This is a genomic window from Flavobacterium pallidum, assembly GCF_003097535.1.
GTDB lineage: Bacteria > Bacteroidota > Bacteroidia > Flavobacteriales > Flavobacteriaceae > Flavobacterium > Flavobacterium pallidum.
The window spans coordinates 1,864,469-1,889,357 of record NZ_CP029187.1; the positions used below are offsets into that span (position 1 = coordinate 1,864,469).

Consider the following 24,889-nt stretch of genomic DNA (forward strand, 5'->3'; position numbering starts at 1 on the left):
TTTATTTCTGAAACAAAATCCTAATTAAATCGATAATTCTTGACGAATAGCCAATCTCATTATCGTACCAGCCGACCACTTTTACCATTTTGTCAATCACAGATGTCAATTGCGCATCAAATAAGCAGGAATTGCGATTTCCTAAAATATCAACTGAAACAATCGGGTCCTCGGTATAAGCCAGGATACCTTTCAGGTCACCTTGTGAGGCTCTTAGAAAGGCATCGTTGATTTCGTCAATACTGACTTCACGTTTTACATAACAGGTAATGTCTGTCAGCGAGCCATCCGGTACAGGAACACGGATGCCACTTCCGCCAATTTTACCATCAAATTCCGGGAATATTTTGGTCAGTGCTTTTGCAGCGCCGGTGGTTGTAGGAACAATCGATTGCGACGCGCCGCGGGCCCTGCGTAAATCCTTATGCGGTTGGTCGTGCAGGCTTTGGTCAGTAGTGTAGGAGTGGACCGTAGTGATATATGCCTGTTCGATCCCGCATAATTCGCTAATGATTTTAATCATCGGGGCAGCATTGTTTGTCGTACAGCTGGCGTTGGAGACGATGGTTTCAGTACCGTCTAGAATGTGTTCATTTACGCCCAATACCACGGTTTTGATACTGTCTACTTCCGAGGGTGCCGACAGGATCACTTTTTTGGCTCCGGCCAAAATGTGTGCGTTGATTTCGTCAAAAGTTTTATACTTTCCGGTGGATTCGATAACCACATCAACATTAATGGATTTCCAGTCAAGGTTAGAAATCTCCTTTTCATGGAAAAAACGGTAAGATTTCCCATTGACGATTATGGAATCTTCATCGAAACTACAGTCGTAAGGTAAAATGCCGTGGATGCTGTCATATTTGATAAGATGCGACATCGTTTTATTATCGGCGATATCATTAATGCCAACGACTTCAATTTCAGGATGGTCAATCAGTAACCGGAATACATTGCGTCCGATGCGCCCGAAGCCGTTGATGGCGATTTTTGTTTTCAATTGGTTCAGGGTTCAGGGCCAGGGCTGAGGGGTTTGGCGTGCACCTTGAACCCCGTACCTTGTGCCGTTAAAGAATATGTTTCTGTGCATGGTAACTCGAGCGCACCAAAGCCCCGCTTTCTACATGGCGGAAGCCCATTTCCTTACCGATTTCCTCGTATTTCTTAAATTGCTCCGGCGTAATGAATTCCTTCACCGGCAGGTGTTTTTTTGAAGGCTGCAGGTATTGCCCGATCGTGACGATATCCACATTGGCATCCCGCAGGTCGCGCATGGTCTGGAGGACTTCTTCCTCAGTTTCCCCAAGGCCGAGCATGATCCCGGATTTGGTACGGTTGATTCCTTTGGCTTTTAAATACCTTAAAACCTCGAGGCTGCGGTCATATTTTGCCTGGATACGGACCTCGCGTGTCAATCGGCGTACGGTTTCCATATTGTGTGACACGACTTCGGGATTGGCTTCCACGATCCGGTCGATATTCCTTTCGATGCCCTGGAAATCAGGAATCAGTGTTTCTAAAGTTGTTTCAGGATTCATCCTGCGAATGGCTTTGACCGTCTCAATCCAGATGATGGAACCGCCATCTTTCAGGTCATCCCGGTCAACGCTGGTCACTACGGCATGCTTGATCTTCATGATCTTGATGGAGCGCGCCACTTTTTCCGGTTCATCCCAATCCACAGTTTCCGGCCGGCCTGTTTTTACGCCGCAGAAACCACACGAGCGCGTGCATACGTTTCCGAGGATCATAAAAGTAGCGGTACCTTCACCCCAGCATTCCCCCATATTCGGGCAGCTTCCTGAGGTACAGATCGTGTTGAGTTTATATTTATCGACCAGTCCGCGGAGCTCGGTGTATTTCTGGCCTATCGGTAGTTTTACCTTAAGCCATTTTGGCTTACCAACGGGGAGTGCGTTGTCTAAAACAGTTTCCATAGCAACATTTTTATCGGGGACAAAGATACGGAATAGTATTCAGTTGACTGTATTAATTTGTCGCGTGTTTCAATTGATAAGTCCTGTTGATACCGGGCCGGTACAGCGTCATAGTACCGTTTTCGATGGTGGCCGAAAAATACAATTCGTTGTCACTAATGCGCCTGCATTCATAAGTATTGGTGCCCGTTTCTGCCCATTTATAAGCATTTTCCGAGACCAAATCACACGGAATTTCCGCTGAAAGAGATGCTTCGTTGTAAAAGTTGTCCGTGCCAAAAGCGTACCTCCAGTTGTTTTCACAACCGGTTAACGCAGCTTCATTTGTTGTCGATTGGTTTCCCTGGAACGCTTTGGTGATTTTCCAGATACCAAGTATGGAATCATCTGCTTTTTCATTTTCAGAAGAACAGGAAAAAAGCAAAATAGCGATTATGGGTAAGATGAATTTGAGTTTCATAAATTGGATTTGTTTGTTTTAGGAAGAAATTTGAAGAGTGCATTAAGCAGTCCCAGGATCAGTGCGCTGACGATGGCAACAAAAAAACTTTTACAAAGTAATTTCCAGATTGCAATCGGGTTTTCAAGATTCATGTCGAAAAGGCCGAAGATGAATTGATAGGTCATGATGCCTGCCGCCGAAGCGACAAAAGCCACTTTGAAATAAGTGAGCCGGGATATTTTATCTGGTGTTTGCATAGGTAAAAGTTTGAAACAAATTTACAGTTTATTTATTGTATAAAATCCCCGAGCGCTGTTGTAAAATGCGTCCATCCAAGCATGAAATTGTCTTTGGACAATGCGGGGAATTCCTCCGGCTTGAAACTTGCCAGGCCGCTGTGGGTTAACGTCAGTTTTGTTTTTTCACCTTTCGGGGAAATCTCAAATTGCAACAGGGAATTTCCGGGATAACCTGCATAACGCCATTCATATGCGATTTTTTGCAGCGGGATCACTTCCGTGACTTTCCAGATGTGCACGAAATCCTTGCCTTCATGGTGTACGTTGAATTCGGTCTGAAAACCAGCTTTGGGTTTAAAATCGGCAAGCTGCGGGAAATACCATTGTTTCATTTGGGCAATATCGGTTAAGGCGTTCCAGGTCTTTTCTCCGGAAGCATCATAAATATGTTCGATTACAAGTTTATCGTTATCCATGTTTTTCGATTTTATGGGATGGTGCATTAAAAGTAAATATTTTTTAGCTTTACGAAAAATACCTAATGTCTTTACTCAGCAAAATTAACACTAAGGCTACCGCCGATGCCAATACGGGTTTCGGGACCAATCCGGGCAGTTACGGCGGCCGTTTCATCAATAAGGATGGGACTGCGAATATCAGCAAGCGTGGGATGAATCTTTTTTCGCGCATCAGCTGGTACCACACAATGATCAGTATGCCGCGCTGGAAATTCATGTCGATCCTTTTTACGTTTTATATTTTAGTGAATTTCGTTTTCGCGTGCATTTATTACTTTATCGGTGTCGAATACCTGGACGGGATTGAAACTACAGGCAGCGAAATCGTAAAATTCGGGAAGGCCTACTTCTTCAGCGCACAAACGTTTACAACGGTGGGTTACGGCCACATCAGCCCGAATGGCTTCCTGACGAGCTCGCTGGCAGCAGGAGAAGCTTTAGTGGGGTTGTTGAGTTTTGCGATTGCGACGGGACTTTTCTTCGGGCGGTTCAGCAAGCCGGTGGCACATATTAAATTTTCGCATAACGCATTGATTTCTCCATACCGCGGCGGATCGGCACTGATGTTAAGGCTCACGCCATTCAAGAATACTGATTTTTCGGATGCGGTGGCCAAAATGACGCTTGGGATGAGCATTGAAGACAATGGGAAACTGACCAATAAATTTTATTCGCTTCCGCTCGAACTCGACAGGATCAATGCGCTCACGCTGAGCTGGACGTTGGTGCACCCGATTACTGAGGACAGTCCGCTATGGGGTTTTAAGGAAGCCGATTTCAAATCTGTGGAAGGGGAGATTTTAGTGTATATCAGGACGTTTGACGATATGTTCAGCACAACGGTCGTGGCAAAGACCTCATATACGTTTGAGGAAATAGTGTATGGCGCGAAATTCGAGATCATGTATACTGAAAACGAGGCGAATACGAAAACCATATTGCATTTGGATAAACTTAATGAGTTCCGTAAAATGGTGTTGGATTAAAATAAAAAAGCACCTCCTTTGAAGTGCTTTTTTTATGCTTGAAAAGCGATTATTTTACTGTAAACTCACATTTCACCGCGACTTTATTGGATACTTTGCTTTTTACCACCGATGGGATGGCTATGCCGTAATCATCAGCATTGACGAAAAAGCTGGAAATGATTTCTATACCACCGTCAGCTTTACGGATTTTAGCGGTAATGGTAATATCCTTCACCTTGCCGTGCAATTCGAGTTTGCCTTTCATCGTATAATCCTTTGCCGTCGAGGTTAACGCGGCCGCGTCGAAATTCTCGATTTTCCCCTTGAAGGTTGATTTCGGGTATTTGTCGCTTTCGGCATAATTTTCATTGAAATGTTCTTCCATTAATGCCACTTTAAACCGAAAACCTTTCATCAGCGCAAGGCTGGCGATTTCTCCGGTTTTTGGGTTAAGTACACAGGTAACGGCATCGTTTTTGGCTTTTACCTCTTCAAAAGCGGGTACTGAAGCTTCGAATGTAATCTTTCCGGTTTTGGTCATCATTTTTTCCTGTGCGGAAACCGTTACGGCGACCATCATCAGTGCAATCATCAGAAATTTTTTCATATTTTTTGTTTTTATTGTTCCAGTAATCCGTCTTCAAGCCATTGGTTAATGACATCTATATTGTGTTGCGGCATTCTTGGACCGCCATTGGGCATAAGTCCTTCTTCTCCATTTTGCCTCGAAATCCTGTTCAAAAGGCCGCGGTTCAAAACCGCATTCTTCACATCCTCGTAAGTAGTCAACTGCATAGGGGCGCCATTTACAGGCGGAGAAGTGTGGCAGAAAAGACAATTGTTCGTGATAATGGGTTTTACATTGGCATTATAAGTGACCGTTCCGGTTATGGGTTGCCCGTCAAGCAGGTCTTCGGGGCTGTCATTAGTACAGGCGGCCAGTAATAGCCCGCAGCATGTTATTTTTAAAAGTGTCTTGATATGCATTTTCATAGGATTTTATTCAAAAATAAATAATTAAGTTTGTAAGAAAACAAATGATATGAAAAAAATTATACTTACCATTTTTGTCGTGGTTGCCGTTGCCGCGGTAGGACTTTATTTTTACATGTATAAAGACCATCGGGATATTACTGCTGAAGATGCGGCTTATACCGTGAAGGTTGCGGAGCTCCAAAAGGAATTTTCCGGGAATGACAGCATTTCCAATAAAAAATACCTCGACAAAACTATTGAAGTATACGGCAAAATCACCAGTACGGATTTAGCAGCACATTCCATTATGCTTGATGAGAAATTATCGGCCAGGCTGAAAGATTCAACCGCGACAGGTTTTGAGGTGGGGAAATCAATTAAAATCAAGGGGCGTTTTGTTGGATATGATGACCTGCTCGAAGAATTCCAACTGGATCAGGCTACTGTTTCCAAATAATTTTAAGCTATTATTTCACTTAATCATAACCTATGAAAAAATTATTACTATCATTATTTTTATTACCTGCACTTTCTTTTTCACAGGAAGATTTGCTCGCGGGAGTGGATTCCGTCAGCACCAAAGAAAAAGTTGAGTCTGCTTTTAAAGGCCTGAAGATTGTTAATCTGGAGTCGAACAAATTGGCTGCAAAAGGCGACTTATATTTTATCGTAGCACACCGTTTCGGGTCGATAAAGGATGATTTTGAAGGTTTCTACGGACTGGACAATGCCGTGACGCAATTGAAATTCCTTTATGGCTTGACCAATTGGCTGACAATAAGCGGGGCCAGGAGCGAAGTGGCTTATGACTTCTCGCTCAAATATACCCTGCAAAACCAAATTAAGGATGGATTTCCATTTGCCATTGCCGGTTTCAGCAGTCTTGCGATAAACAATACGCTTAAGGAAAGTAATTACCCAAATATGAAGGGTGAAGACAGGCTGATTTACGTGCAACAGCTTTTGGTTTCAAGGAAATTCAATGATAAATTATCGTTGGAAGTGGCTCCGACAATTTTCCACGAAAATTTTGTCGATAATGATGATCAGGAGAATACGCAATATGCCATCGGTATGGGCGGCAGGTATAAAATCGGTAAAAGATGGTCCGTGAACGTGGATTATGCCGCACACCTGAACCGCGCTTCGAATTCGATTTATAAGAATCCATTATCGGTAGGTGTCGATCTTGAAACCGGGGGGCACGTGTTCCAGATGCATTTCACGAGTTCGCAGCAGATACATGAAGCAGGATTTTTAGGCCAAACTACCGGAGATTGGAGTAAAGGCGATATCTTTTTCGGGTTTAACCTTTCCAGGGTTTTCTAAAAACTATGTCACTAAATAAAAAAGCCGCTCCATTACAGGGCGGCTTTTTCTTTGGTTGTTTATTAATTAACTACGATTTTACGAATTTGTGTGTATAAAGGTTTCCATTGATATCAAGGATTTTCATGATATAAGTCCCGGCGGAAAGCGTGTTTACAGGAACAGTACTGTTGATCGATTCTTTCCTTAAGACCTGTTTTCCGCTAAGATCAAATATTTCAACCTTAATGATGGCAGCATTCGACTTTGATTTGATATTGATGATGTCATTCGCAGGATTCGGATAAATAATAAAAGCATCGCTTCCTGTTTCGGTAACGGTCAATGGGAAAGCGCCTTCGGTTATGGCCATCCTGCTGTCAATTGAAGGGTTGTTGATGACATCAATGGTGCCGCTTGGCCACCTGATGACAAGTTTGTCAATGGCAGTAGCGCTTCCGATACCGAAATGCGCATTCAGGGAATTCATATACCTGAAACCTTCTCCTGCCCTGATATCCCTGATTTGTTTGCCCCAGGCTCCATAAATTTCAACCCTGGCTGCAATACCATTAGCATTACTTGTCGTTCCGTGCAATCCTACAGTCAGGTAATGATTACCGTTCGGGACTGCGAAGCGGATGGTATTATTATTCTGGATGTCAAGGAACCCGTCATTATTCAGGTCGCCGATAGCGCCATGTTCCAGATTGGTGTACACTGTAGGCAGGAAGGACATGTCGTGCTGGTTGAACATAATGTTGTTGCCGGCACCCATGATGTCCAGCCATCCGTCATTGTCAAAATCGTAGGCAACATAATCCTGGTTGTAATCGTTATAAGAATCCCAGCCAGATCCGGCACTTACATTGGTAAAAGCTTCTTCAGTGTCATTGGTCGTGTCAAGTTCATTCCTGAAAAGCCTGGCGTTTACACCTCCGTTCTTTCCAACGAGTATGTCCATATCGCCATCATTATCGAAGTCACCAACTGCTGAAGACCAGCTCGTCACCGGCTGATAGCTGATGCCTGCCTGAACGGATACATCGGTAAAGACCCCGTTGTCATTCCGGTGCAATTCACATGGAGGGCCGGAACATTTTGAGACGAACATATCCACGTCGCCATCATTGTCATAATCGGTCCAGATGGATGCATAGTTTCCGCCACTCATGATTATCCCGAGATTCAGGGCGCCAGGTGTAATCCCGGATTGATAATAGGTCATATTGGCATTTCCGTCATTGATGTAATATACGTTCGGGTCGATATCGTGGCACGAAAATGCATCGAGGTTACCGTCATTGTTAATGTCTACAAAGTTCGTCCTTTGGCAGAAAATATAATCTCCGGGAGTGTTGCTGGTATAACCTGTCCCTGTTCCGTTTGATTTCCAGAAGGTAAGCCCATTACTGCTTCCCAGCAACAAATCGTTATAACCATCTTTGTTTAAATCACCCGCTGCCATACTCCAGCCAGGCATAAAACTGTTTCCGGTAACGGTATAGGAAACCGGAGTGAAAGTCCCGTCCGCATTTTGATAATGGGTTTTCAGGGTGTTGGTGCTTACGCCTACGATATCGTCAAGGAAATCGCCATTCATATCCGCAACACATATGTTGTAGGTACTGTTAATCGAGGTAATAGTTTGTGAAGTGAAATTTACCGGTACGATGATTTGGGATTCAGTAATTTCGAAATCAAAGCCATCCGCACTCCACTTGTTATCCCAGGCGATATAATAGGTAACACCACCGATGACGTCAAATGTCTTTTTTGCCAGATTGGAAAGCGTATTTCCCGAATTACAGGCGATTGTCCCTGAGTTGTCATCACTGGAAACACAGGTAAGGGTTCCTGTACAGGAGCCCGTATACACACTGAAGTTAGTATCTTTACAGATGTTCTGTGCCAAATCCGATGAAATGGTCACATGCAGGTCCTGAGCCGGAACATAAGCATACCATTTACCCATCGAAGCGGTGGAACACGAAGTACTGATATTGGTGCCATTTATTGCATTTACCGTAGTAATTCCGGCAGTTACGGGTATCGCACCGGTACAAGGTGTAGGCGACTCAATGATTTGGAAATCGAAACCATCGGCGCTCCATTTGTTGTCCCAGGCAATGTAATAAGTCGTTCCTGCAGTCACATTGAATGATTTTGCAGAAAGGTTCGAAAGTGTATTTCCGGAATTACAGGCAATGGTTCCGGAATTATCATCGCTCGTTACACATGTCAGCAGTCCGGAGCATGACCCTTTGTAAACATTGAAATTGGTATCCTTACAGATATTTTGTGGCAAATCAGAAGTAATAGTCAGGAAATAATCCTGAGCCGGTGTATAGGCATACCATTTTGCCATAGCTGCTGTAGAACAGGTGGTGGTCATGTTTGTGCTGTTGATGGCATCCACCGTAATAGTACCTGCAGTAGCCGGAATGGCACTGGAACATGGTGTCGGAGATTCAATAAGCTTGAAATCAAAGCCATCAGCCCCTCCACGGTTGTCCCAGGCTATATAATAAATCGTACCGGCGGTGACATTAAATGATTTTACAGAAAGATTGGACAAAGTATTTCCCGAATTACAGGCGATATTTCCAGAGTTATCATCGCTGGTTACGCAAGTCAGCCCGTTGAGGCATGATCCTTTGTAAACGGCGAAAAAAGTGTTCTTGCAGATGTTCTGAGGCAAATCCGAAGTAATGGTGAGAAAATAATCCTGCGTAGGAATATAAGTGTACCATTTTGCCAACGAAGCCGATGAACAGGAAGTAGTAATGTTGGTGCCATCAATTGCATTTACGGTTATTGTCCCGGCAGTTATCTGGGTTGCAGCATAGCAAGGACTCGGCGTAAACGGTGCTTCGATCAATTGAAAATCGAATCCATTGGTGTTGTACCGGTTGTCCCAGGCGATGTAATAAGTTACACCGGCCAGGGCTTCGAAAGTCTTTTTGGATAAATAACTCTGGCCGCTGTTTGGTTGTGTGTTGCATACAAGGGTTCCTGAATCATCGTCTTCAGTGTAACAGCTCAATCCGTTACATGTTCCGGAGTACACACTGAAATTCGTATCTCCGCATATATTTTGCGGCAAATCAGAAGTGACAGTTACGGTGTAGTTGGCAGTCGGCGTATAAGCATACCATTCGGCCAGTGTTCCGTTAGAGCACAATGAGGTAACATTGGCACCATCTATACCTGTTACGGTGTACGTACCGGCGGTAATGGGCAGTGCATTGGCACAACTGTCCTGAGCGTAAGCGCCCTGAAGGCCAAACAAGGCCGCTAGCACCAAAAGCTTACAGGAAATACCGAAAGCTGATAATTTCCTTTTCGTGTAGTGTTTTAAATTCATACGGTTTAATTTAGGTTGATTGAAGAAATTAAAAATATAAGCCGTCCACAATGGGACGGCTTTCAGTTTTTAGAATTTTACAAATTTATGTGTGTATTGCTGTCCGTTTACATCAAGCACCTTCATGATGTAAGTCCCTGCGGCAAGTGTATTCACCGAAATGGCATTGTTTACAGATTCTTTCCTAAGTACCATTTTTCCTGTCAAATCATATATTTCGGCTTTGATGATCGCTGCGCTTGATTTGGATTTGATGTTGATGATGTCGTATGCCGGATTCGGGTAAATCATAAAGGCATCGTTCCCTGCTTCTGTAATTGCTAAAGGGAATGCCCCTTCATTTATAGTAACCATGGCATCGATGGCAGGATTATTGATTACATCAACGGTGCCGCTTGGCCATATAACAACCAATTTATCGATTGCCGTTGCACTTCCGATACCGAAATGGGCGTTCAGGGAATTCATAAATTCAAATCCTTCTCCAGCCCTGATGTCCCTGATTTGTTTGCCCCACACGCCATAAATTTCAACCCTGGCAGCGATACCGTTGCTGTTGCTTTCCTGCCCGCGTAGTCCTACCTTAATCCAGTGGTTTCCGTTTGGTACGCCATAACGGATGGTATTTCCGTTCTGGATGTCCAGAAATCCGTCATTGTTCAGGTCACCGATTGGTCCCGGATTCAAGGAATTATAATAAGTCGGAAGGAAAGACATATCGTGTTGGTTGAACATGATTTTTCCACCGGTCCCGAAAATATCCAGCCATCCGTCATTATCAAAATCATAGGTTACATAATCGGTGTTGTTGGTGGTATCTGTATCCCAACCGGAACCCGCAGTGACGTTAGCGAAAGGTTCTTCGGTATTATTTGTTTTATCTAAATCGTTCCTGTAGAGCCTTGCCTGCACACCGCCGTTTTTGCCAATCAGAATATCGATGTCGCCATCATTGTCATAGTCACCCAGTGCTGATGACCAGCTTGTTACTGGCTGATAGCTGATGCCTGCCTGTACGGAAACATCGGTAAAGACACCATTTCCATCGTTTCGGTGTAATTCACATGGTGGTCCTGAGCATTTTGAGATAAAAAGATCCACGTCTCCGTCGTTGTCATAATCTGTCCATAAAGAAGCATAATTTCCGCCGGTTGTTGTGAGTCCTAAATTGTATGCCCCGGGAGTTGTACCTGATTGATAATAAGTCATATTTGCATTGCCGTCATTCATATAATATACATTACGCTGTACATCGTGGCAGGAAAAGGCATCGAGGTTGCCGTCATTGTCGATGTCGACGAAATTAGTCCTTTGGCAGAAAATATATTGTCCCGGCGTATCGCTGGTATATGCTGTTCCGGTGTCATTTGATTCCCAGAAAGTAAGTCCGTCAATCCCACCCAGCAGCAAATCGTTGTAGCCATCCTTATTCAAATCACCTGCAGCCATACTCCATGAAGGCTGGTTAGTGCTTCCGGGAACTGAAAAAGTCGCCAGCGTGAACGTGCCATCCGCATTTTGGTAATTTGTCCTGAGCATATTGGTACTTACGCCTACGATATCGTCAAGGAAATCGCCATTCATATCGGCAACGCAAATATTATAGGAGCTGTTGATTGTAGCAATGGTCTGGGATGTGAAATTGACAGGGACAACAATTTCTGCTTCTGAAATCTGGAAATCGAAACCAGCTGTACTCCATTTATTATCCCACGCGATATAATAAGTGACGCCACCTACGACATCAAACGTTTTTTTAGAAAGATTGGAAAGCGTATTTCCCGAATCACAGGCAATTACTCCTGAATTGTCGTCGCTGGTCACACAGGTAAGTGTTGTAGAACAACTTCCCTTGTATACGTTGAAATTGGTGTCTTTGCAGATATTTTGCTGCAAATCCGAACTGATTGTTACATGATAATCCTGTGACGGCACGTATTTGTACCATTTTCCCAGAGTAGCTGTCGAACAGCTTGTGGTCATATTGGTGCTGTCGATGGCATCAACAGTGTAGGTTCCGGCCGTGACCGGGATAGCGCTGGAACACGGAGTAGGTGATTCGATGATCTGGAAGTCAAAACCGTCGTTACCGCCTCTGTTGTCCCATGCAATATAATAAAGGGTCCCGGCAGTAACGTTAAATGATTTCATCGAAAGGTTTGAAAGCGTATTCCCTGAATTACAGGCAATATTTCCGGAATTGTCATCGCTTGTGACGCAAGTCAGTCCGCCCGAGCAGGAGCCTTTATAAACGGCGAAAAAGGTGTTCTTGCAAATGTTCTGCGGTAAATCGGAAGTGATTGTCAGAAAATAATCCTGTGTTGGGGTGTAGGCGTACCAGTTTGCCATAGAAGCGGTGGAACAGGAAGTGTTTACATTCGAACCGTTGATTGCCGTGACCGTAGTAGTACCTGCAGTTACAGGGACGGCGGTGTAGCACGGACTTGGTATAAATGGCGCTTCGGTGAGCTCAAAATCAAGACCATTGGTGTTGTATTTGTTATCCCAGGCGATGTAATAAGTGACACCCGCCATGACATCGAATGTCTTTTTGGAAAGATATGATGAATTCGGTGGAAGGTTGCAGGGCAGCACCCCCGAATCATCATCCTTGGTATAGCAGTTCAATCCGCCGCAGGTTCCCGTATAAACACTGAAATTCGTGTCTCCGCATATATTTTGTGGTAAATCAGAAGAAACGGTAACGCTGTAATTGGCAGTCGGGGTATAAGCAAACCATTCCGCCTGTGAGGCATTGGAGCAGGTTGTACCGATAATGTTAACGCCGTTAATGGCATCGATTGTGTAAAATCCCGCAGTAATGGGAAGTGCAGTGGCACAACTGTTTTGTGCGTAAGAATGCTGGATAAATAAAAAGGCAGTGATGGCCAGCATTTTTAAGGAAATGTCAAAACCTGAGGGTTTCCTTTTGGAACAATTTTTTTTCATATGATTTAGTTTTGGTGGTTTATTGCTGTTGTTTCCACCTCACTTTCCAATCATAAGGTGGATCAAATCATAAGGCTGTCGCTGTTTGATTTGTCAAAAAGATTGTCTGGCATAGAATTTTAGGAAGCGGCTTGTATGTTGAATAAGCAATACAAGCCGCTTTTTGGCTTTTGTTATAATTTCACAAATTTGTGTGTGTATTGGTTTCCGTTAACATCCAGTAATTTAATGATATAAGTTCCTGAAGAAAGCGTGTTCACAGGAACCGTGTTGTTTACAGATTCTTTTTTAAAGATTAATTTTCCGGTCATGTCAAAAACCTCTGCCTTAATGATGGCGGCATCAGACTTCGATTTGATGTTGATAATGTCATTTACCGGATTTGGATAAATTACAAAAGCATCGCCTTGGGCTTCTGTAACTGCAAGTGGGAATGCACCTTCATTAACTGTAACCATGCTATCGATAGCAGGGTTTTCAATCACGTCTATGGTGCCGTTTGGCCATGTGATGACTAGTTTTTCAATTGATGTAGCGCCTCCAATTCCGAAATGGGCATTCAAAGAACTCATGAATTCAAATCCTTCACCACTCCTGATGTCCCTCATCTGCTTGCCCCATGCTCCATAAATTTCAACCCTTGCCCCGATTCCGTTGCTGTTGCTTTGCGTGCCTTTAAGTGCCACCTTGATCCAGTGGTTGCCATTAGGTACTGCAAACCGGATGGTATTTTCATTTAAGATATCAAGGAAACCGTCATTGTTAAGGTCACCAATAGATCCCATATTCAACGCGCCATACGTAGCAGGTACGAAAGTCATATTGCCTTGGTTAAACATGATCCTGCCACCAGCACTGAGCACATCAATCCAGCCGTTGTTGTCAAAGTCGTAAGCTACATAATCCCTGTTGTTGGTACCGTCCGTATCCCAACCGGATCCGGCAGTAATGTTTGTAAAAGGTTCTTCAACACTGTTTGATTTGTCAAGATCATTCCTGAAAAATTTGTGGCCTACGCCACCGTTCGACCCGATCAGGATATCCATATCACCATCATTGTCGAAATCAGCAATGGCTGAAGACCAGGATTGTATCGGAGTCACATTGATTCCGGCCAATGCAGAAACATCGGTAAATACGCCATTCCCATCGTTCCTGTGCAATTCACATGGAGGTCCTGAGCACTTGGAAATGAACATATCCACATCGCCATCATTGTCGTAATCTGTCCAAAGCGAGGCATAGTTTCCGCCAGTTGTTGTAAGTCCGAGGCTGTAAGCACCCGGTGTCGTGCCTGACTGATAGTAAGTCATTTCGCCATTTCCGTCATTAATGTAATATACGTTGCGGTTTACGTCGTGACAGGAAAAGGCATCCAGGTTTCCGTCGTTGTTGATGTCTACGAAATTGGTCCTTTGGCAGAAGATATACTGTCCCGGGGTGACATTGGTGTAGGCCGTGCCGGTCTCGTTCGACTTCCAGAACGTAAGTCCGTAGCCACTTCCCAATAACAAGTCATTATATCCATCCTTGTTATAATCGCCTGCTGCAATACTCCAATCTGCCAGATAGCCAGTTCCGGGAATGTTGAACGTAGTGTTGGAAAAGGTATGGTCAGCAAGCTGATAATGTACTTTAAGCGTTTGCGAGCTCACATTTACCAAATCATCTAGGTGATCCCCATTCATGTCCACCACACAGTTGTTGTAAATGCTGTTTCCTGTAGGGATGGTTGGGATGGTTTGTGAAATGTATGAAACAGGTACAATTACCGGAGGGCCTTCCAAAAGCTGAAAATCAAATCCGTTTGGACTCCATCTGTTGTCCCAGGCAATATAATAGGTAACCCCGGCCTGGACATCAAACGATTTTTTAGAAAGATAACTATTGTTTGGCGCGACGTTACAGGGGATGATACCTGAATCATCATCTTCCACATAACAGGTAAGGGCACTGCAATCGCCTGTGTAGACAACGAAACCAGTGTCCCCGCAAATATTCTGTTCAAAATCAGAACTCACGGTCAGTGTATAATTTGCCGCAGGAGTATAGGAATACCATTCCGCTGCTCCCGCAGTCGTGCAAACTGAAGCTATATTTGTACCATTGATGGCATCGATGGTGTACATGCCTGCCGTAATAGGCAATGCGGTTTGGCAGCTGTTTTGGGCTAGTGCCAGGCCGGAACTCATCATCGCAGCCATGGTGAGGATTTTAGTAAAGAAGGCAGGCTTCTTTTTATTCAGGTAATTTTTTAAATACATCTTAATTTAGTTTATGGTGTTTGGTAAGTTCATTAGTCGCAACGCTCGAGCGAATTGATCCAGTCGCGCATCAGGGCGATACCCTCATCATGAAGGATGGTCCTTCCGTGAAGCGGCATACGGTAAGTTTCATCAGTCGTGTTGATCCTGTAGTAAAGCATTGATTTTTCCGGCCTTCCGCCATTTACAATCTTGTTTAATGAAGGCGGGAAACTCTGCATATCCTGAGTATCGACGCAAACGCCCATATTGGCAAGGTTGTTTTTGGTTTCAGAAAATGCAAAACGCATCGGGCGGTAATCACAGTGGCGGTCCACGCCGTGGCAATGCGCACAGTTGATATCGACATATGACCTGGCCCTTAATTCAATAGGCTGTGACGTGTCACTATAATCGATTGTAGTGTTTTCAGCAGTAGGAAAGGTGAAGTTGCTGTCGAGATATCCTTTTTCAATCCATTTGGTCAGCTGGTTTTTCGTCTCAGTGCCATAATTGTAATTGTTGTTCAGGTTTTGCGGCTTGATCCCGATAGGAATGTAAGTCGTTACATCGTTAATATCCCTTGATTTATGGCAAATCACACATTGGGATTCGTTTGGGATCCGGTAATGGGAAGATTTTGTAACGTTATTTTCATCTTTCCATTCCACGTCAACAAAACTACCTAAAAGATCGAATGTCGCTTCCGTCTGTTCGGCATTCCATTTGTAATCGGCAAATATCCATCCGTCGCTTTTGCGGATCATCAGGCGCGTTTCAATAATTCGCCTACCGCCTACGTTAGCAATGTTCTGTACATTGTCATAGTAAAAGTTCTTGATCAGCACAGCGCCTACAGGAAGCTCTAAAACTGTACCGTCACTGTTAAAAGTGGCTTTGGTATTTTTCGGCATCCATACAAAACGTTTTTTGTGGGCATAATCTGAAAATAAGGAACTCGATGGTGCATAAGGCAAAACATCCAGGGAAGGGGTAAGGTCCTTCAAAGCGGCAATCACTTCGCCTTCACCATCAAAAAAGTGGTACTTTGAAAGGGAATCATAAGGAACTTTAGTAAGGTCTACAGATACCGGCGAAACAACCGGCTCCGGAATTGGTTCTATATATTCATCATCTTCTTTGGAACAACTAATGAATGTTACGGCAAGGACCGCAGAAAATAAGAATAACCAGGATAAAAGTTTGTAGTTCTGTCTCATAGGTTTTTAAAATGCTGACCAAAAATAATAAATTTATGTTAAGGTTATGCTAATAAAATTGATTTAAATGCAAGCTTGTTGAAAAATTTTTAATATAATTGAATTTTTCACATTTGTATATAATTAACCGTTTATATAACAATCAAGTCGGTTAAAACCCTACCTTGATATTGAATTTTTTTAAATTTTCTAAAGATGCTGATGATTTATAGCCAAATATTTCTTCATGGCTGTCGCGTTCCTTCTTTTGGGAAATCTGTTTAATGCAGCGGTAAAAGCGGCGCACTTCCTCAAAATCCCTCAGCAATAATCCCGGTACTGAAGCATTTTTCCCGTTCTCATCTTTCGCGACCATGGTAAAATATGATGAATTGCAATGTTTGGTGATGCCTGTACGGATATTTTCAGCATCGACGCGTATGCCTATGATCATCGAACTTTTTCCGGTATAATTCACGCTGGCTTTCATCATCACCAATTCGCCAATTTCAATCGGGTTTAAGAAATCGACCGTGTCCACAGAGGCTGTGACACAGTAATATCCTGAAAATTTTGACGCACAGGCGAATGCGATCTGATCCATTAACGATAAAATATAACCACCATGGATTTTTCCGCTGAAATTGGAATGCGATGGCAGCATCAGTTCGGAAATCGTGACGTATGAGTCTGATACGGGTTTAAATGTGTGTTTCGTCATGGTCGTTTTCTTCGGTTTCAGCGCGCTTCAGGATGTTTTCCGGAAGCGCTTTTTTGGCTTTGGCGCCCATTTTTTTGAGTTTTTCCACACTGTTGATGAGGTTTCCTTTACCGTCAAAAAGTTTGTTCATCGCGCCCTGGTATTCCGTTTTGGCTTCGTCCATCTTTTTTCCGATTTTGACCAGATCGGTTACGAATCCTTCGAATTTATCATATAAAGCCCCTGCCTGCCTTGCAATTTCCAACGCATTTTCCTGCTGTTTCTGGTTCGTCCACATGCTGTCGATCGTGCGTAACGTTGCGAGCAGGGTGGAAGGGGTTACGATCACGATATTTTTCTCGAAGGCACGGTTGTATAACGTCGTGTCTTCGTTTAGTGCCAATGCAAATGCGGATTCAATCGGGATGAAAAGCAGCACGAAATCCGGGCTTTCCATTTGGTATAGATCGTGGTAATTTTTTTCGCCCAATTGCTCTACGTGGCGCTTGATGGATAAGACGTGTTCCCTTAAATAACCAGATTTAAGCGTGTCGTCTTCGGCGTTGATGAAACGTTCGTAGGCCGTGAGGGTGACTTTAGAATCGACAACCATTTTCTTGCCGTCGGGCAGGTTGATGACCACGTCCGGAAATACGCGGCTGCCGTCTTCGTTGCTGTGGCTCTGCTGTACGAAATATTCCCGGCCTTTTTCCAGACCGGATTTTTCGAGCACGCGTTCCAAAATGAGTTCACCCCAGTTGCCCTGCATCTTGCTGTCTCCTTTGAGGGCTTTGGTGAGGTTCAGGGTTTCCTTGCTCATTTGTTCGTTCATTTCCCTGAGCCCCAATATTTGCTGGCGTAAAGCGGCGTGGTAATCGATACTTTCCTTATGGGTGTCCTCGACTTTCTTCTCGAAAAGGTGGATTTTTTCATGCAACGGCGACAGGATATTTTTGAGGTTTTCCTTATTCTGCTCCGTGAATTTTACCGATTTTTCTTCCAATATCTTATTGGCGAGGTTTTCGAATTCCCTGGTGAATTTTTCCTGGAGTTTTTCAACTTCTGCTTTTTGTTCGGAATGGCGTTCGAGCAGGTTGTCGAAATCGGTTTCCTTTTTCGAAAGCTGTATGGCGTAGGCTTCTTTTTCTGTGCGGATGTTTTCGCGTTCCTGAATCAATGCCTGCAATTGTTTTTCGGCCGCCGCTTTTTCGTTTTTCAGCTGTGTGTCAAGGTAAGTGTATTGCGTATTGAGCGCGATGATTTTTTCTTCCAGGCTCGTTTTATCCGACTGGAACCTTGCGGAAAATAACAGTTTTCCGATGAAAACCCCGATGGCGAGCGCGATGATAAAGACGACAATGATTGTGGTAGTTTCCATTTTGTGTGGCGTTTTGTGGGAAGTAAAAATATGGAAACAAATTAAATTTGGGTCTAAATGTTATTTGATTTGTTGACAAATTTTATTCAGACTGGAAACCCTAGCCCCGATGGAAGCGGCATCCTTTTTCCTGCTTCTTTAGCAGGGAAAAGATATAGTGGACAGCGGGAAGCAGCTCCTGAAAACATAAAAAAGGTTCCGCAAACCATGACGGATGCGGAACCTGCAGTATAAAGAGAATAGATAGCCTAGTGGATGCTGAGCTGCTTGTCGAATTCCTTGTTGGGAATGCGTTTGCTCGAATAGCTGTTGTAGATCAATGTCCTTACTTTCCTGCGCTGGCGAAGGATCATCGGGAGATTGATCATCACCCCTACGATGCAGATGAGCATCAGGATGACGAGCAGGCTCATATATATAAGGTAATTCAGCTCGGTGGTTTGCCGCAAATCAGTTACGAAAAAATAACCCGAGGCAACAAATACAACAACAGACATCATTAAGGATAAGGTTTTCATAACAGTTGATTTTATGGTTTTAAACTTTTTACTAAATTACTTCTTAGGTCAGCGTGGTGGCTTACAGTATTTTATGATTATCTTATAATTTAACAGTACCTTAAGATTTATGATATAATCTGTCCTACTTTAACCAACTTGGATTTGAGAATATATTTTATTGGGAAAGGAATTTTATCGGATAAAAATTTTGACCTTTTTGAAAAACAGGTATTTATACGCTAAAATGTTTAGGTGAGTTGATTTATTTTTGGCTCACAAACCAATACTTTAAAGCATGTATAATGATGAAACACCCCGTGTAGCAGCAGGCAAAGGCAAAATGGCTTTTATCAGGAAAGCGGGTTTTTATGCGTTGATCGCGACCCTGATCGTTTATTATGTATTGGCGATTAATGTGATTTTTATGTCATAAATAGTTGAGTTTATAATTATAAATAGTTGTTGATTAGCATTTAAAACCTCCGCTTCAGGAGGTTTTTTTTGTGTTAAAAACGATGAGCTACGTATTTTTACCTGATTTCAAAAAGGGGGAGAATTGCGCTGTGGGGTGTGGAATATGAATCCTAGTTTTGGAATATTATTAACCAATTAAACTATTATTCATGCAACCTTACTTAGGACAAATTATGCTGTTTGCCGGAAACTTTATACCGGTTGGATATCTTCCTTGTGATGGCTCATTACAGTCTATTGCTGAAAATGATGCGCTTTACAATCTGTTGGGAACAACGTATGGCGGAGATGGGATGACGACTTTTGGAATGCCTGACCTCAGGGGAAGGGCTCCGCAACATTTTGGAACCGGACCGGGCCTTAAATCTTACACACTTGGACAAATGAGCGGATCTGAAACTGTTACCCTGACCACCGCACAGATGCCAGCGCACAATCATGTGCTTACTGCTACAGTGGCGCCAGCTTGTAATAACGGCGACGAAGAAAGTTCAGATAATCCTGTTGGGAATTATTTGAGAAGGTTTCCGGGCACCAATACTTATTCTGCAAACATGAATGGCCAAACCGGGCAATCTGACCCGTTTACCATTCCGATGATGCCCCAGGGCGGATCACAGCCAATGGATATTTGCCAGCCATCACTCGTGATGACGTTTTGCATTTGCTCATCAGGAATATATCCGTCACAAAGTTAAAAACTATTAAAAATAATCTTAAAAAAAATATTTATGGAGCCAATATTAGGATCATTAATGATTTTTCCTGGGAATTTTCCCCCGTACGGATGGGCCTTCTGTGATGGATCGCTTCTTCCCATATCAAGATATACAGCATTGTTTTCCATTTTAGGGACTACTTATGGAGGTGATGGTAAAGTGACTTTTGCGCTTCCGGACCTCAGGGGGCGTGTACCTGTTAACGCTGGTACCGGAAATGGCCTGTCACCACGCGATTTAGGAGAATCATACGGGATGCAGACCATGACGATGCTTCCTGCAAATATGCCGATGCATACGCATGTTACGACCGGTACTGCCGGGATTGGGGCAAACACAGCTGTGGATGAGACTTCCGATACTCCGGTGAACAATTTCTTGTGTAGTAATGCCAACCCTATTTATGCAGGGGGTTCAAACGGTGTAATGGGTAACTCTACCGTAACGCCGGGACAATATACAACAGCAACCGGGCAAGGAATACCTTTCACCACTTCACAACCTTTGCTTGGGCTTAACTATTGTATCGCAATGCAAGGTGTATTCCCTCAAAGACAATAAATCAGTTAATTTAAAAAATAGAAAATATGGATCAATATTTAGGACAAATCATATTATGGGCAGGTAATTTTGCCCCGAAAGGCTGGTTATTCTGTAACGGTCAGCTTTTGCCGATCAATCAGAATCAGGCGCTCTTTTCAATATTGGGGACTACTTACGGCGGCGACGGAGTTACTAATTTTCAGTTACCGGACCTGCGCGGCAGGATTCCGGTCCATGCAAATAACGGCACTGCCGGCCCCGGACTTGCACCTGTTACACTGGGAGAAGTGTATGGTAAAGAAACTGTCACCCTGACGATTGCAAACCTGGCACAACACCTCCATATCCCAACTCCAGGTAGCACTGTTACCGTTGGGATGAAAGCGCAAAGCGGTGATGATGCCGATACCACGGATCCTGTTGGCAATTACCCACACGGGACACCACAAACCAGTACATATGCAGCATCTGCCAATGCTGTGATGGGTACTGTAAATGCTACAGTGAACGTACAGACATCAGGTGCGAATGAGCCTATGCCGATACTCGGGCCGACATTAGCACTGAACTATTGTATTGCACTAAATGGTATTTATCCTTCAAGGAATTAAGATTAATAAATTACTGAAAGAAAAATCCCTAAAGCAATGCAGGGATTTTTCTGTTTATAAAAAACTGATTTTATGAAAAAAATTTACCGCTTATGTATGGCCTTTACGATATTCAATGCCTTTGTTTGTGAGTCGCAGGCGCTCAACACCGGCGATGTGGTCATCATCGGGTATGGTGTGGATATTGATGTTACGCCTTCGGTTGATGAATTTAGCTGGCTGCCATTGGTAGATCTGGTTCCGGGCACGAAAATATATTTTACCGATTCCGGTTACAATGCAATCGACAATATGTTTATGGGAAACGGGCTCAATGATGAGATATTGATGCGTTATACCGTTCCTGCCGGCGGTATTGCTGCCGGCACTGTGATGACAGTCACTGAAGCATCCATACCTGCAGACTACGCTGTGATTGCCGGAACACAATTCGGTACTGATTTTAACGGGCTCCTGACACTTACGAATTCAGGGGACCAGGTCCTTGCCTTTCAATCCACCGACGATGACAGCGTACCGGCTTCATTTGGCACTACCAACTTTACGCCGCTTTTCATGGTTACGGGAAGCTCTTTGTCATTCTCGGCACTGAATACCAATACTGCCGGAATCAATCCGGTGTCAAACGTTCACAATGTGACGAACCTTCCGCCAGGACTTACCGCTCAAGTAAATGCAGTCGCGGTGGGCAGCGGTCCATTGGCAACGGATGAATCGGATAATGCGAGATATGAAGGGCTAACTACCGGAACAAGAGATGAAATACTGTTTGCAGTTTCGCAATTGTCGAACTGGGCCAGGTATGATGCCGCGTTTGGGAATGATATCGAATTTGGGACCGTGGCCAGCGGGTGGTCTTCTAACGGAGTGAATGCCTTTACTGTCAATCCGCTGTCAGTTTCACCGGATCTGATTGACAACCAGATCATCGTTGGGCCAAATCCAGCTAAAGACATGTTATATATCCGCAATTCATCAGGAAAAGATATCAGGAAGGCTGATGTCATTGATATGACAGGAAAATCCATAAAAACGCTTAATGTAAACAGCGGACAGCTCGATGTATCGGAAATAGCTGCCGGAGTTTATATTTTGCGCCTTGACATTGACGGCTCGACAATTATGAAAAGGATTGTTGTGGAATAATCAGTTTGCGATATTCAACGTTACAATCTTATTTTGTATTGCATAAACAACAAGTCCTGCTATATTGCGGGACTCTGTTTTTATGAGCAGATTATTGCGGTGTCCTTCCACGGTGCGCGGACTGATGAATAATACTTCTCCGATTTCGATGGTGCTTTTCTGTTCGCAGATCAATTCCAGTATCTTAATTTCGCGTGCAGTAAGGTATTCCGTGTCAAGATTGCTCCTTGTGGTTTTCTTGGTCAGCATATCGTCATGGATGATTTTCATGACTTCTGGGCTGTAGTAAAATCCTTTCTGGTCCACTTCATTGATCGTGTGGATCACTTCCTGAGGCGTGGCATTCTTTACGATAAACGATACCGCGCCCACCTGGATCATATTGGCAATAAAAGGTTTGGTATTGTAACTCGTCAGCGCGATGATCCGGATTCCGGGAAACATTTTGTGGATGACTTTTGTCGCTTCAACACCATTAAGCATGGGCATTTTCAAGTCCATCAGGATGATGTCGGGTTGTTCCGGTTGTTCCTTAAGGTAGGTTATGAGCTCAGAGCCATTTGATGCCTCGAAAATGATTTCAAGGTTCTTTTCGCGCTGGAGCAGGAAAGCGATGCCTTTCCTGAAAAGCAATTCGTCATCGGCTAGGGCTATTTTTATTTTGCTTGGGGCCATAATAAAAAAGTTTAAAAAGTGAATGAAACCTGCACACCGTTGTTAACGGCACTGTCAAAGTTAAGATTCCCATTAAGAATAGCAATGCGGCTTTCAATATTTTTCATGCCAAGGCCTTTTTTGTTTTGAATTTCAGATGGGTCAAAACCGCGGCCGTTGTCTGAATAAAGGCAGGTGCGGCGCCCATCCCTTTCCTCGAAGCATATGTTGATGACTGTGGCTTTTCCGTGGCGGAAAGAATTATTCAGCAATTCCTGAAGTACCCTGAATACCTGGAGCTGCATTTCTTCTTCCGTAACATGGAAAGCGGGTAACTTATTCTCGAAATGAATTTCAGCCTGTTTAGCAGTCTTGAACTCATGGCACAATTCTTCAATGGCCGCATGCAGTCCGAATTTTTCGAGGACAGGCGGTAAGAGGTCGTGCGCTATCCTTCGGGAATTTTCCAGTGCTTTGCCGGTAAGTTCGATGATGTTGCTTGTGATTTCCGATAGCTCAATTTCCGATAGCCCTGACGTAGTGAGCAAATGCGTATTGAGTGATACGATGTTGAGTTTAGAGCTGATGTCGTCGTGAAGGTCCTGTGCAATGCGTTTGCGTTCTTCTTCCTGTGTAATGATGGTGGCTTTCAATAAATCCTGCTGGTGGCTGATTTTGAGGTCCCTTTTTTCCAGTTCGTGCTGTACGATTTTTTTTCTTGAAAAGTGATAGAATAAAACCAGTACAACGGCCATCATTAAGAAAGCAACACTGGTGTAAATAATAACCACCATTACGTCATTGTCAGCAACGCTATTTGTACCCATTTGTTTCCTATTTATAGTTAAACCTTGAGAATTTTGCACATTCTACAAGTACAAAAAGCTGATAAATAACATATAGGAAAGCGTTTAATGTCCAGGTAATGGTATTCACTTCTGAACTGAGGCTCGAAACTAAATTACCAGTAAGAAAGAGTACTGTACTCCCAAAAAGATATACCAAAATTCCCGAATTGATGTAGTAGAATTCCTTTTTCTGGTTTAGCAGGTTATAAAAATGGAAGGTAGAGAAAATAATAAGTGTAAAAGATGTCAGGAATATCTCAAACAAATTAAATTTAAAAAACAGGCCTGGTATAAGCGTATATTGAATGCTTAATGCCAATAACACTGTTGCTAATCCCATTTTTACGATTTTTTTCTGAAATTTTTCCTTTAATAAAGCGTGATAAAATAAACTTAGCAGGATAAATTGTAAAATAAAGTAAAAATGGGACAGGAACAGGTTGTGAACTTTATAATAACTTAAGGTGTACGATGCTACTTGTATAATTAATATAATAGCAGTGTAAAGCGTGAAAATTCTGTAAGGCGCAGTTTTGTTATATTGTATTTTGTATGCAAATAAAACTAAATTTATAAGCAAAACCGAGTAGCCCGTCAATGCCAGAATTTCAGCCATGGTTTTATCTTACGAAATATAATGGACTTGAAGTATCACACGTTGTCGGACAAGGCATTGTAAAATCATACACATACAATCCGTTGTTGTAATCGATGAGGTCATTTCCGCTTTTGTCAACGCCTACAAGCATCATTTTTGAAACACCGTTGCCATCAATACCCATATAAGCACGCACATCCTGCACTTCAGGCTCAGCCATTAACTGTGTGATGTCCGCTTCTGGAATAAGATAAGCCTTCACCGGGCTGATTCCGCTGCTTACCCAGGCTTGTGCCCACTCCTGGGCTGTTTCTAAAGGAATTACATTTTCGCTTGTCATAAGATAAATAATTAGGGATTAAAATAAATAAATAATTGTGGCCTAAAGCTAAGGATTAAAATCGAAAATCAGGCTGGAGTATATAAAAACAGGTGTTTTTACGGGGTATAGAAACACGTATTTTTACGTATAATATAAAGGAATAAAATTTCTAAATTTGCTTCAACTGCAAATATTGACTTTACAACCGGTTAATTGTCATTGATTTATGAAAATGTGCAGTAAAATAAACC

26 protein-coding genes are annotated in these 24,889 nt (G+C 43.2%); 8 read left to right on the top strand and 18 right to left on the bottom strand.

Annotation, left to right across the window (positions count from 1 at the left end; genetic code table 11):
- Nucleotide 1: 1 nt before the first annotated feature.
- From gap to HYN49_RS07510, 5 genes are all read right to left on the bottom strand, one after another.
- Nucleotides 2-1,000 (bottom strand): type I glyceraldehyde-3-phosphate dehydrogenase, encoded by a 999-nt coding sequence (gene gap, locus HYN49_RS07490; RefSeq protein ID WP_108903541.1) that lies wholly within the window; start codon nucleotides 998-1,000, stop codon nucleotides 2-4.
- 67 nt (nucleotides 1,001-1,067) lie between these two features.
- Entirely contained in the window at nucleotides 1,068-1,937 is an 870-nt protein-coding gene (gene lipA / locus HYN49_RS07495; protein WP_108903542.1) for a lipoyl synthase, read from the bottom strand.
- A 52-nt stretch (nucleotides 1,938-1,989) separates the two neighbouring features.
- Complete coding sequence (locus tag HYN49_RS07500; protein ID WP_108903543.1) at nucleotides 1,990-2,397, bottom strand: hypothetical protein; 408 nt, start codon at nucleotides 2,395-2,397, stop codon at nucleotides 1,990-1,992.
- Nucleotides 2,394-2,636, bottom strand: a complete 243-nt coding sequence (locus HYN49_RS07505; RefSeq protein ID WP_108903544.1) for a hypothetical protein — start codon at nucleotides 2,634-2,636, stop codon at nucleotides 2,394-2,396. Before HYN49_RS07505 ends, HYN49_RS07500 begins: the two co-directional genes overlap by 4 nt.
- 32 nt (nucleotides 2,637-2,668) lie before the next feature.
- Nucleotides 2,669-3,094: an SRPBCC family protein gene (locus HYN49_RS07510; RefSeq protein WP_181368926.1), complete on the bottom strand. Its 426-nt coding sequence runs from the start codon at nucleotides 3,092-3,094 to the stop codon at nucleotides 2,669-2,671.
- A 65-nt stretch (nucleotides 3,095-3,159) separates the two neighbouring features.
- On the opposite strand from HYN49_RS07510, the gene HYN49_RS07515 reads away from it, so the two are divergent.
- Nucleotides 3,160-4,122, top strand: a complete 963-nt coding sequence (locus tag HYN49_RS07515) for an ion channel (RefSeq protein WP_108903546.1) — start codon at nucleotides 3,160-3,162, stop codon at nucleotides 4,120-4,122.
- Between the two features lie 49 nt (nucleotides 4,123-4,171).
- On the opposite strand, the gene HYN49_RS07520 is transcribed toward HYN49_RS07515, so the two are convergent.
- Nucleotides 4,172-4,711, bottom strand: coding sequence for a YceI family protein (locus tag HYN49_RS07520; protein WP_108903547.1), 540 nt, complete (start codon nucleotides 4,709-4,711; stop codon nucleotides 4,172-4,174).
- Nucleotides 4,712-4,722: 11 nt separating this feature from the next.
- Complete coding sequence (locus HYN49_RS07525; RefSeq protein ID WP_108904990.1) at nucleotides 4,723-5,091, bottom strand: hypothetical protein; 369 nt, start codon at nucleotides 5,089-5,091, stop codon at nucleotides 4,723-4,725.
- A 55-nt stretch (nucleotides 5,092-5,146) separates the two neighbouring features.
- Between HYN49_RS07525 and HYN49_RS07530 the strand changes: the two genes are divergently transcribed.
- Nucleotides 5,147-5,536, top strand: a complete 390-nt coding sequence (locus HYN49_RS07530; protein WP_108903548.1) for an OB-fold protein — start codon at nucleotides 5,147-5,149, stop codon at nucleotides 5,534-5,536.
- A 32-nt stretch (nucleotides 5,537-5,568) separates the two neighbouring features.
- Nucleotides 5,569-6,408 (top strand): DUF5777 family beta-barrel protein, encoded by an 840-nt coding sequence (locus HYN49_RS07535; RefSeq protein ID WP_108903549.1) that lies wholly within the window; start codon nucleotides 5,569-5,571, stop codon nucleotides 6,406-6,408.
- Nucleotides 6,409-6,478: 70 nt separating this feature from the next.
- On the opposite strand, the gene HYN49_RS07540 is transcribed toward HYN49_RS07535, so the two are convergent.
- The 7 genes from HYN49_RS07540 to HYN49_RS07570 form a co-directional block, all read right to left on the bottom strand.
- On the bottom strand, nucleotides 6,479-9,754 hold the full coding sequence (locus HYN49_RS07540; protein WP_108903550.1) for an FG-GAP-like repeat-containing protein: 3,276 nt from the start codon (nucleotides 9,752-9,754) through the stop codon (nucleotides 6,479-6,481).
- Between the two features lie 69 nt (nucleotides 9,755-9,823).
- Nucleotides 9,824-12,703, bottom strand: a complete 2,880-nt coding sequence (locus HYN49_RS07545; protein WP_146185062.1) for an FG-GAP-like repeat-containing protein — start codon at nucleotides 12,701-12,703, stop codon at nucleotides 9,824-9,826.
- A 173-nt stretch (nucleotides 12,704-12,876) separates the two neighbouring features.
- Entirely contained in the window at nucleotides 12,877-14,967 is a 2,091-nt protein-coding gene (locus tag HYN49_RS07550; protein ID WP_245892149.1) for an FG-GAP-like repeat-containing protein, read from the bottom strand.
- A gap of 32 nt (nucleotides 14,968-14,999) precedes the next feature.
- Nucleotides 15,000-16,166, bottom strand: coding sequence for a hypothetical protein (locus HYN49_RS07555; RefSeq protein WP_108903552.1), 1,167 nt, complete (start codon nucleotides 16,164-16,166; stop codon nucleotides 15,000-15,002).
- A gap of 151 nt (nucleotides 16,167-16,317) precedes the next feature.
- The gene (locus tag HYN49_RS07560; RefSeq protein ID WP_108903553.1) at nucleotides 16,318-16,866 is read right to left on the bottom strand and encodes an acyl-CoA thioesterase; all 549 of its coding nucleotides are present in this window, start codon (nucleotides 16,864-16,866) and stop codon (nucleotides 16,318-16,320) included.
- Nucleotides 16,847-18,223 (bottom strand): DNA recombination protein RmuC, encoded by a 1,377-nt coding sequence (gene rmuC, locus HYN49_RS07565; RefSeq protein ID WP_108903554.1) that lies wholly within the window; start codon nucleotides 18,221-18,223, stop codon nucleotides 16,847-16,849. The genes HYN49_RS07560 and rmuC overlap by 20 nt, the downstream gene beginning before the upstream one ends.
- A 248-nt stretch (nucleotides 18,224-18,471) precedes the next feature.
- Nucleotides 18,472-18,741: a hypothetical protein gene (locus HYN49_RS07570; RefSeq protein WP_108903555.1), complete on the bottom strand. Its 270-nt coding sequence runs from the start codon at nucleotides 18,739-18,741 to the stop codon at nucleotides 18,472-18,474.
- 277 nt (nucleotides 18,742-19,018) lie between these two features.
- On the opposite strand from HYN49_RS07570, the gene HYN49_RS15160 reads away from it, so the two are divergent.
- From HYN49_RS15160 to HYN49_RS07590, 5 genes are all read left to right on the top strand, one after another.
- Nucleotides 19,019-19,156, top strand: coding sequence for a hypothetical protein (locus HYN49_RS15160; protein ID WP_181368927.1), 138 nt, complete (start codon nucleotides 19,019-19,021; stop codon nucleotides 19,154-19,156).
- 190 nt (nucleotides 19,157-19,346) lie between these two features.
- Nucleotides 19,347-19,895: a phage tail protein gene (locus HYN49_RS07575; protein WP_108903556.1), complete on the top strand. Its 549-nt coding sequence runs from the start codon at nucleotides 19,347-19,349 to the stop codon at nucleotides 19,893-19,895.
- Between the two features lie 33 nt (nucleotides 19,896-19,928).
- Nucleotides 19,929-20,477, top strand: coding sequence for a phage tail protein (locus HYN49_RS07580; RefSeq protein WP_108903557.1), 549 nt, complete (start codon nucleotides 19,929-19,931; stop codon nucleotides 20,475-20,477).
- Between the two features lie 26 nt (nucleotides 20,478-20,503).
- Entirely contained in the window at nucleotides 20,504-21,070 is a 567-nt protein-coding gene (locus HYN49_RS07585; protein ID WP_108903558.1) for a phage tail protein, read from the top strand.
- Nucleotides 21,071-21,142: 72 nt separating this feature from the next.
- A complete protein-coding gene (locus HYN49_RS07590; RefSeq protein ID WP_108903559.1) occupies nucleotides 21,143-22,216 on the top strand; it encodes a T9SS type A sorting domain-containing protein in 1,074 nt (357 codons plus the stop codon).
- On the opposite strand, the gene HYN49_RS07595 is transcribed toward HYN49_RS07590, so the two are convergent.
- The 4 genes from HYN49_RS07595 to HYN49_RS07610 form a co-directional block, all read right to left on the bottom strand.
- Nucleotides 22,217-22,891: a response regulator transcription factor gene (locus HYN49_RS07595; protein ID WP_108903560.1), complete on the bottom strand. Its 675-nt coding sequence runs from the start codon at nucleotides 22,889-22,891 to the stop codon at nucleotides 22,217-22,219.
- Nucleotides 22,892-22,902: 11 nt separating this feature from the next.
- A complete protein-coding gene (locus HYN49_RS07600) occupies nucleotides 22,903-23,697 on the bottom strand; it encodes a sensor histidine kinase (protein ID WP_108903561.1) in 795 nt (264 codons plus the stop codon).
- Nucleotides 23,698-23,704: 7 nt separating this feature from the next.
- The gene (locus tag HYN49_RS15240) at nucleotides 23,705-24,058 is read right to left on the bottom strand and encodes a hypothetical protein (protein ID WP_245892150.1); all 354 of its coding nucleotides are present in this window, start codon (nucleotides 24,056-24,058) and stop codon (nucleotides 23,705-23,707) included.
- Between the two features lie 280 nt (nucleotides 24,059-24,338).
- Entirely contained in the window at nucleotides 24,339-24,656 is a 318-nt protein-coding gene (locus HYN49_RS07610) for a hypothetical protein (RefSeq protein WP_108903563.1), read from the bottom strand.
- Nucleotides 24,657-24,889 lie beyond the last annotated feature (233 nt).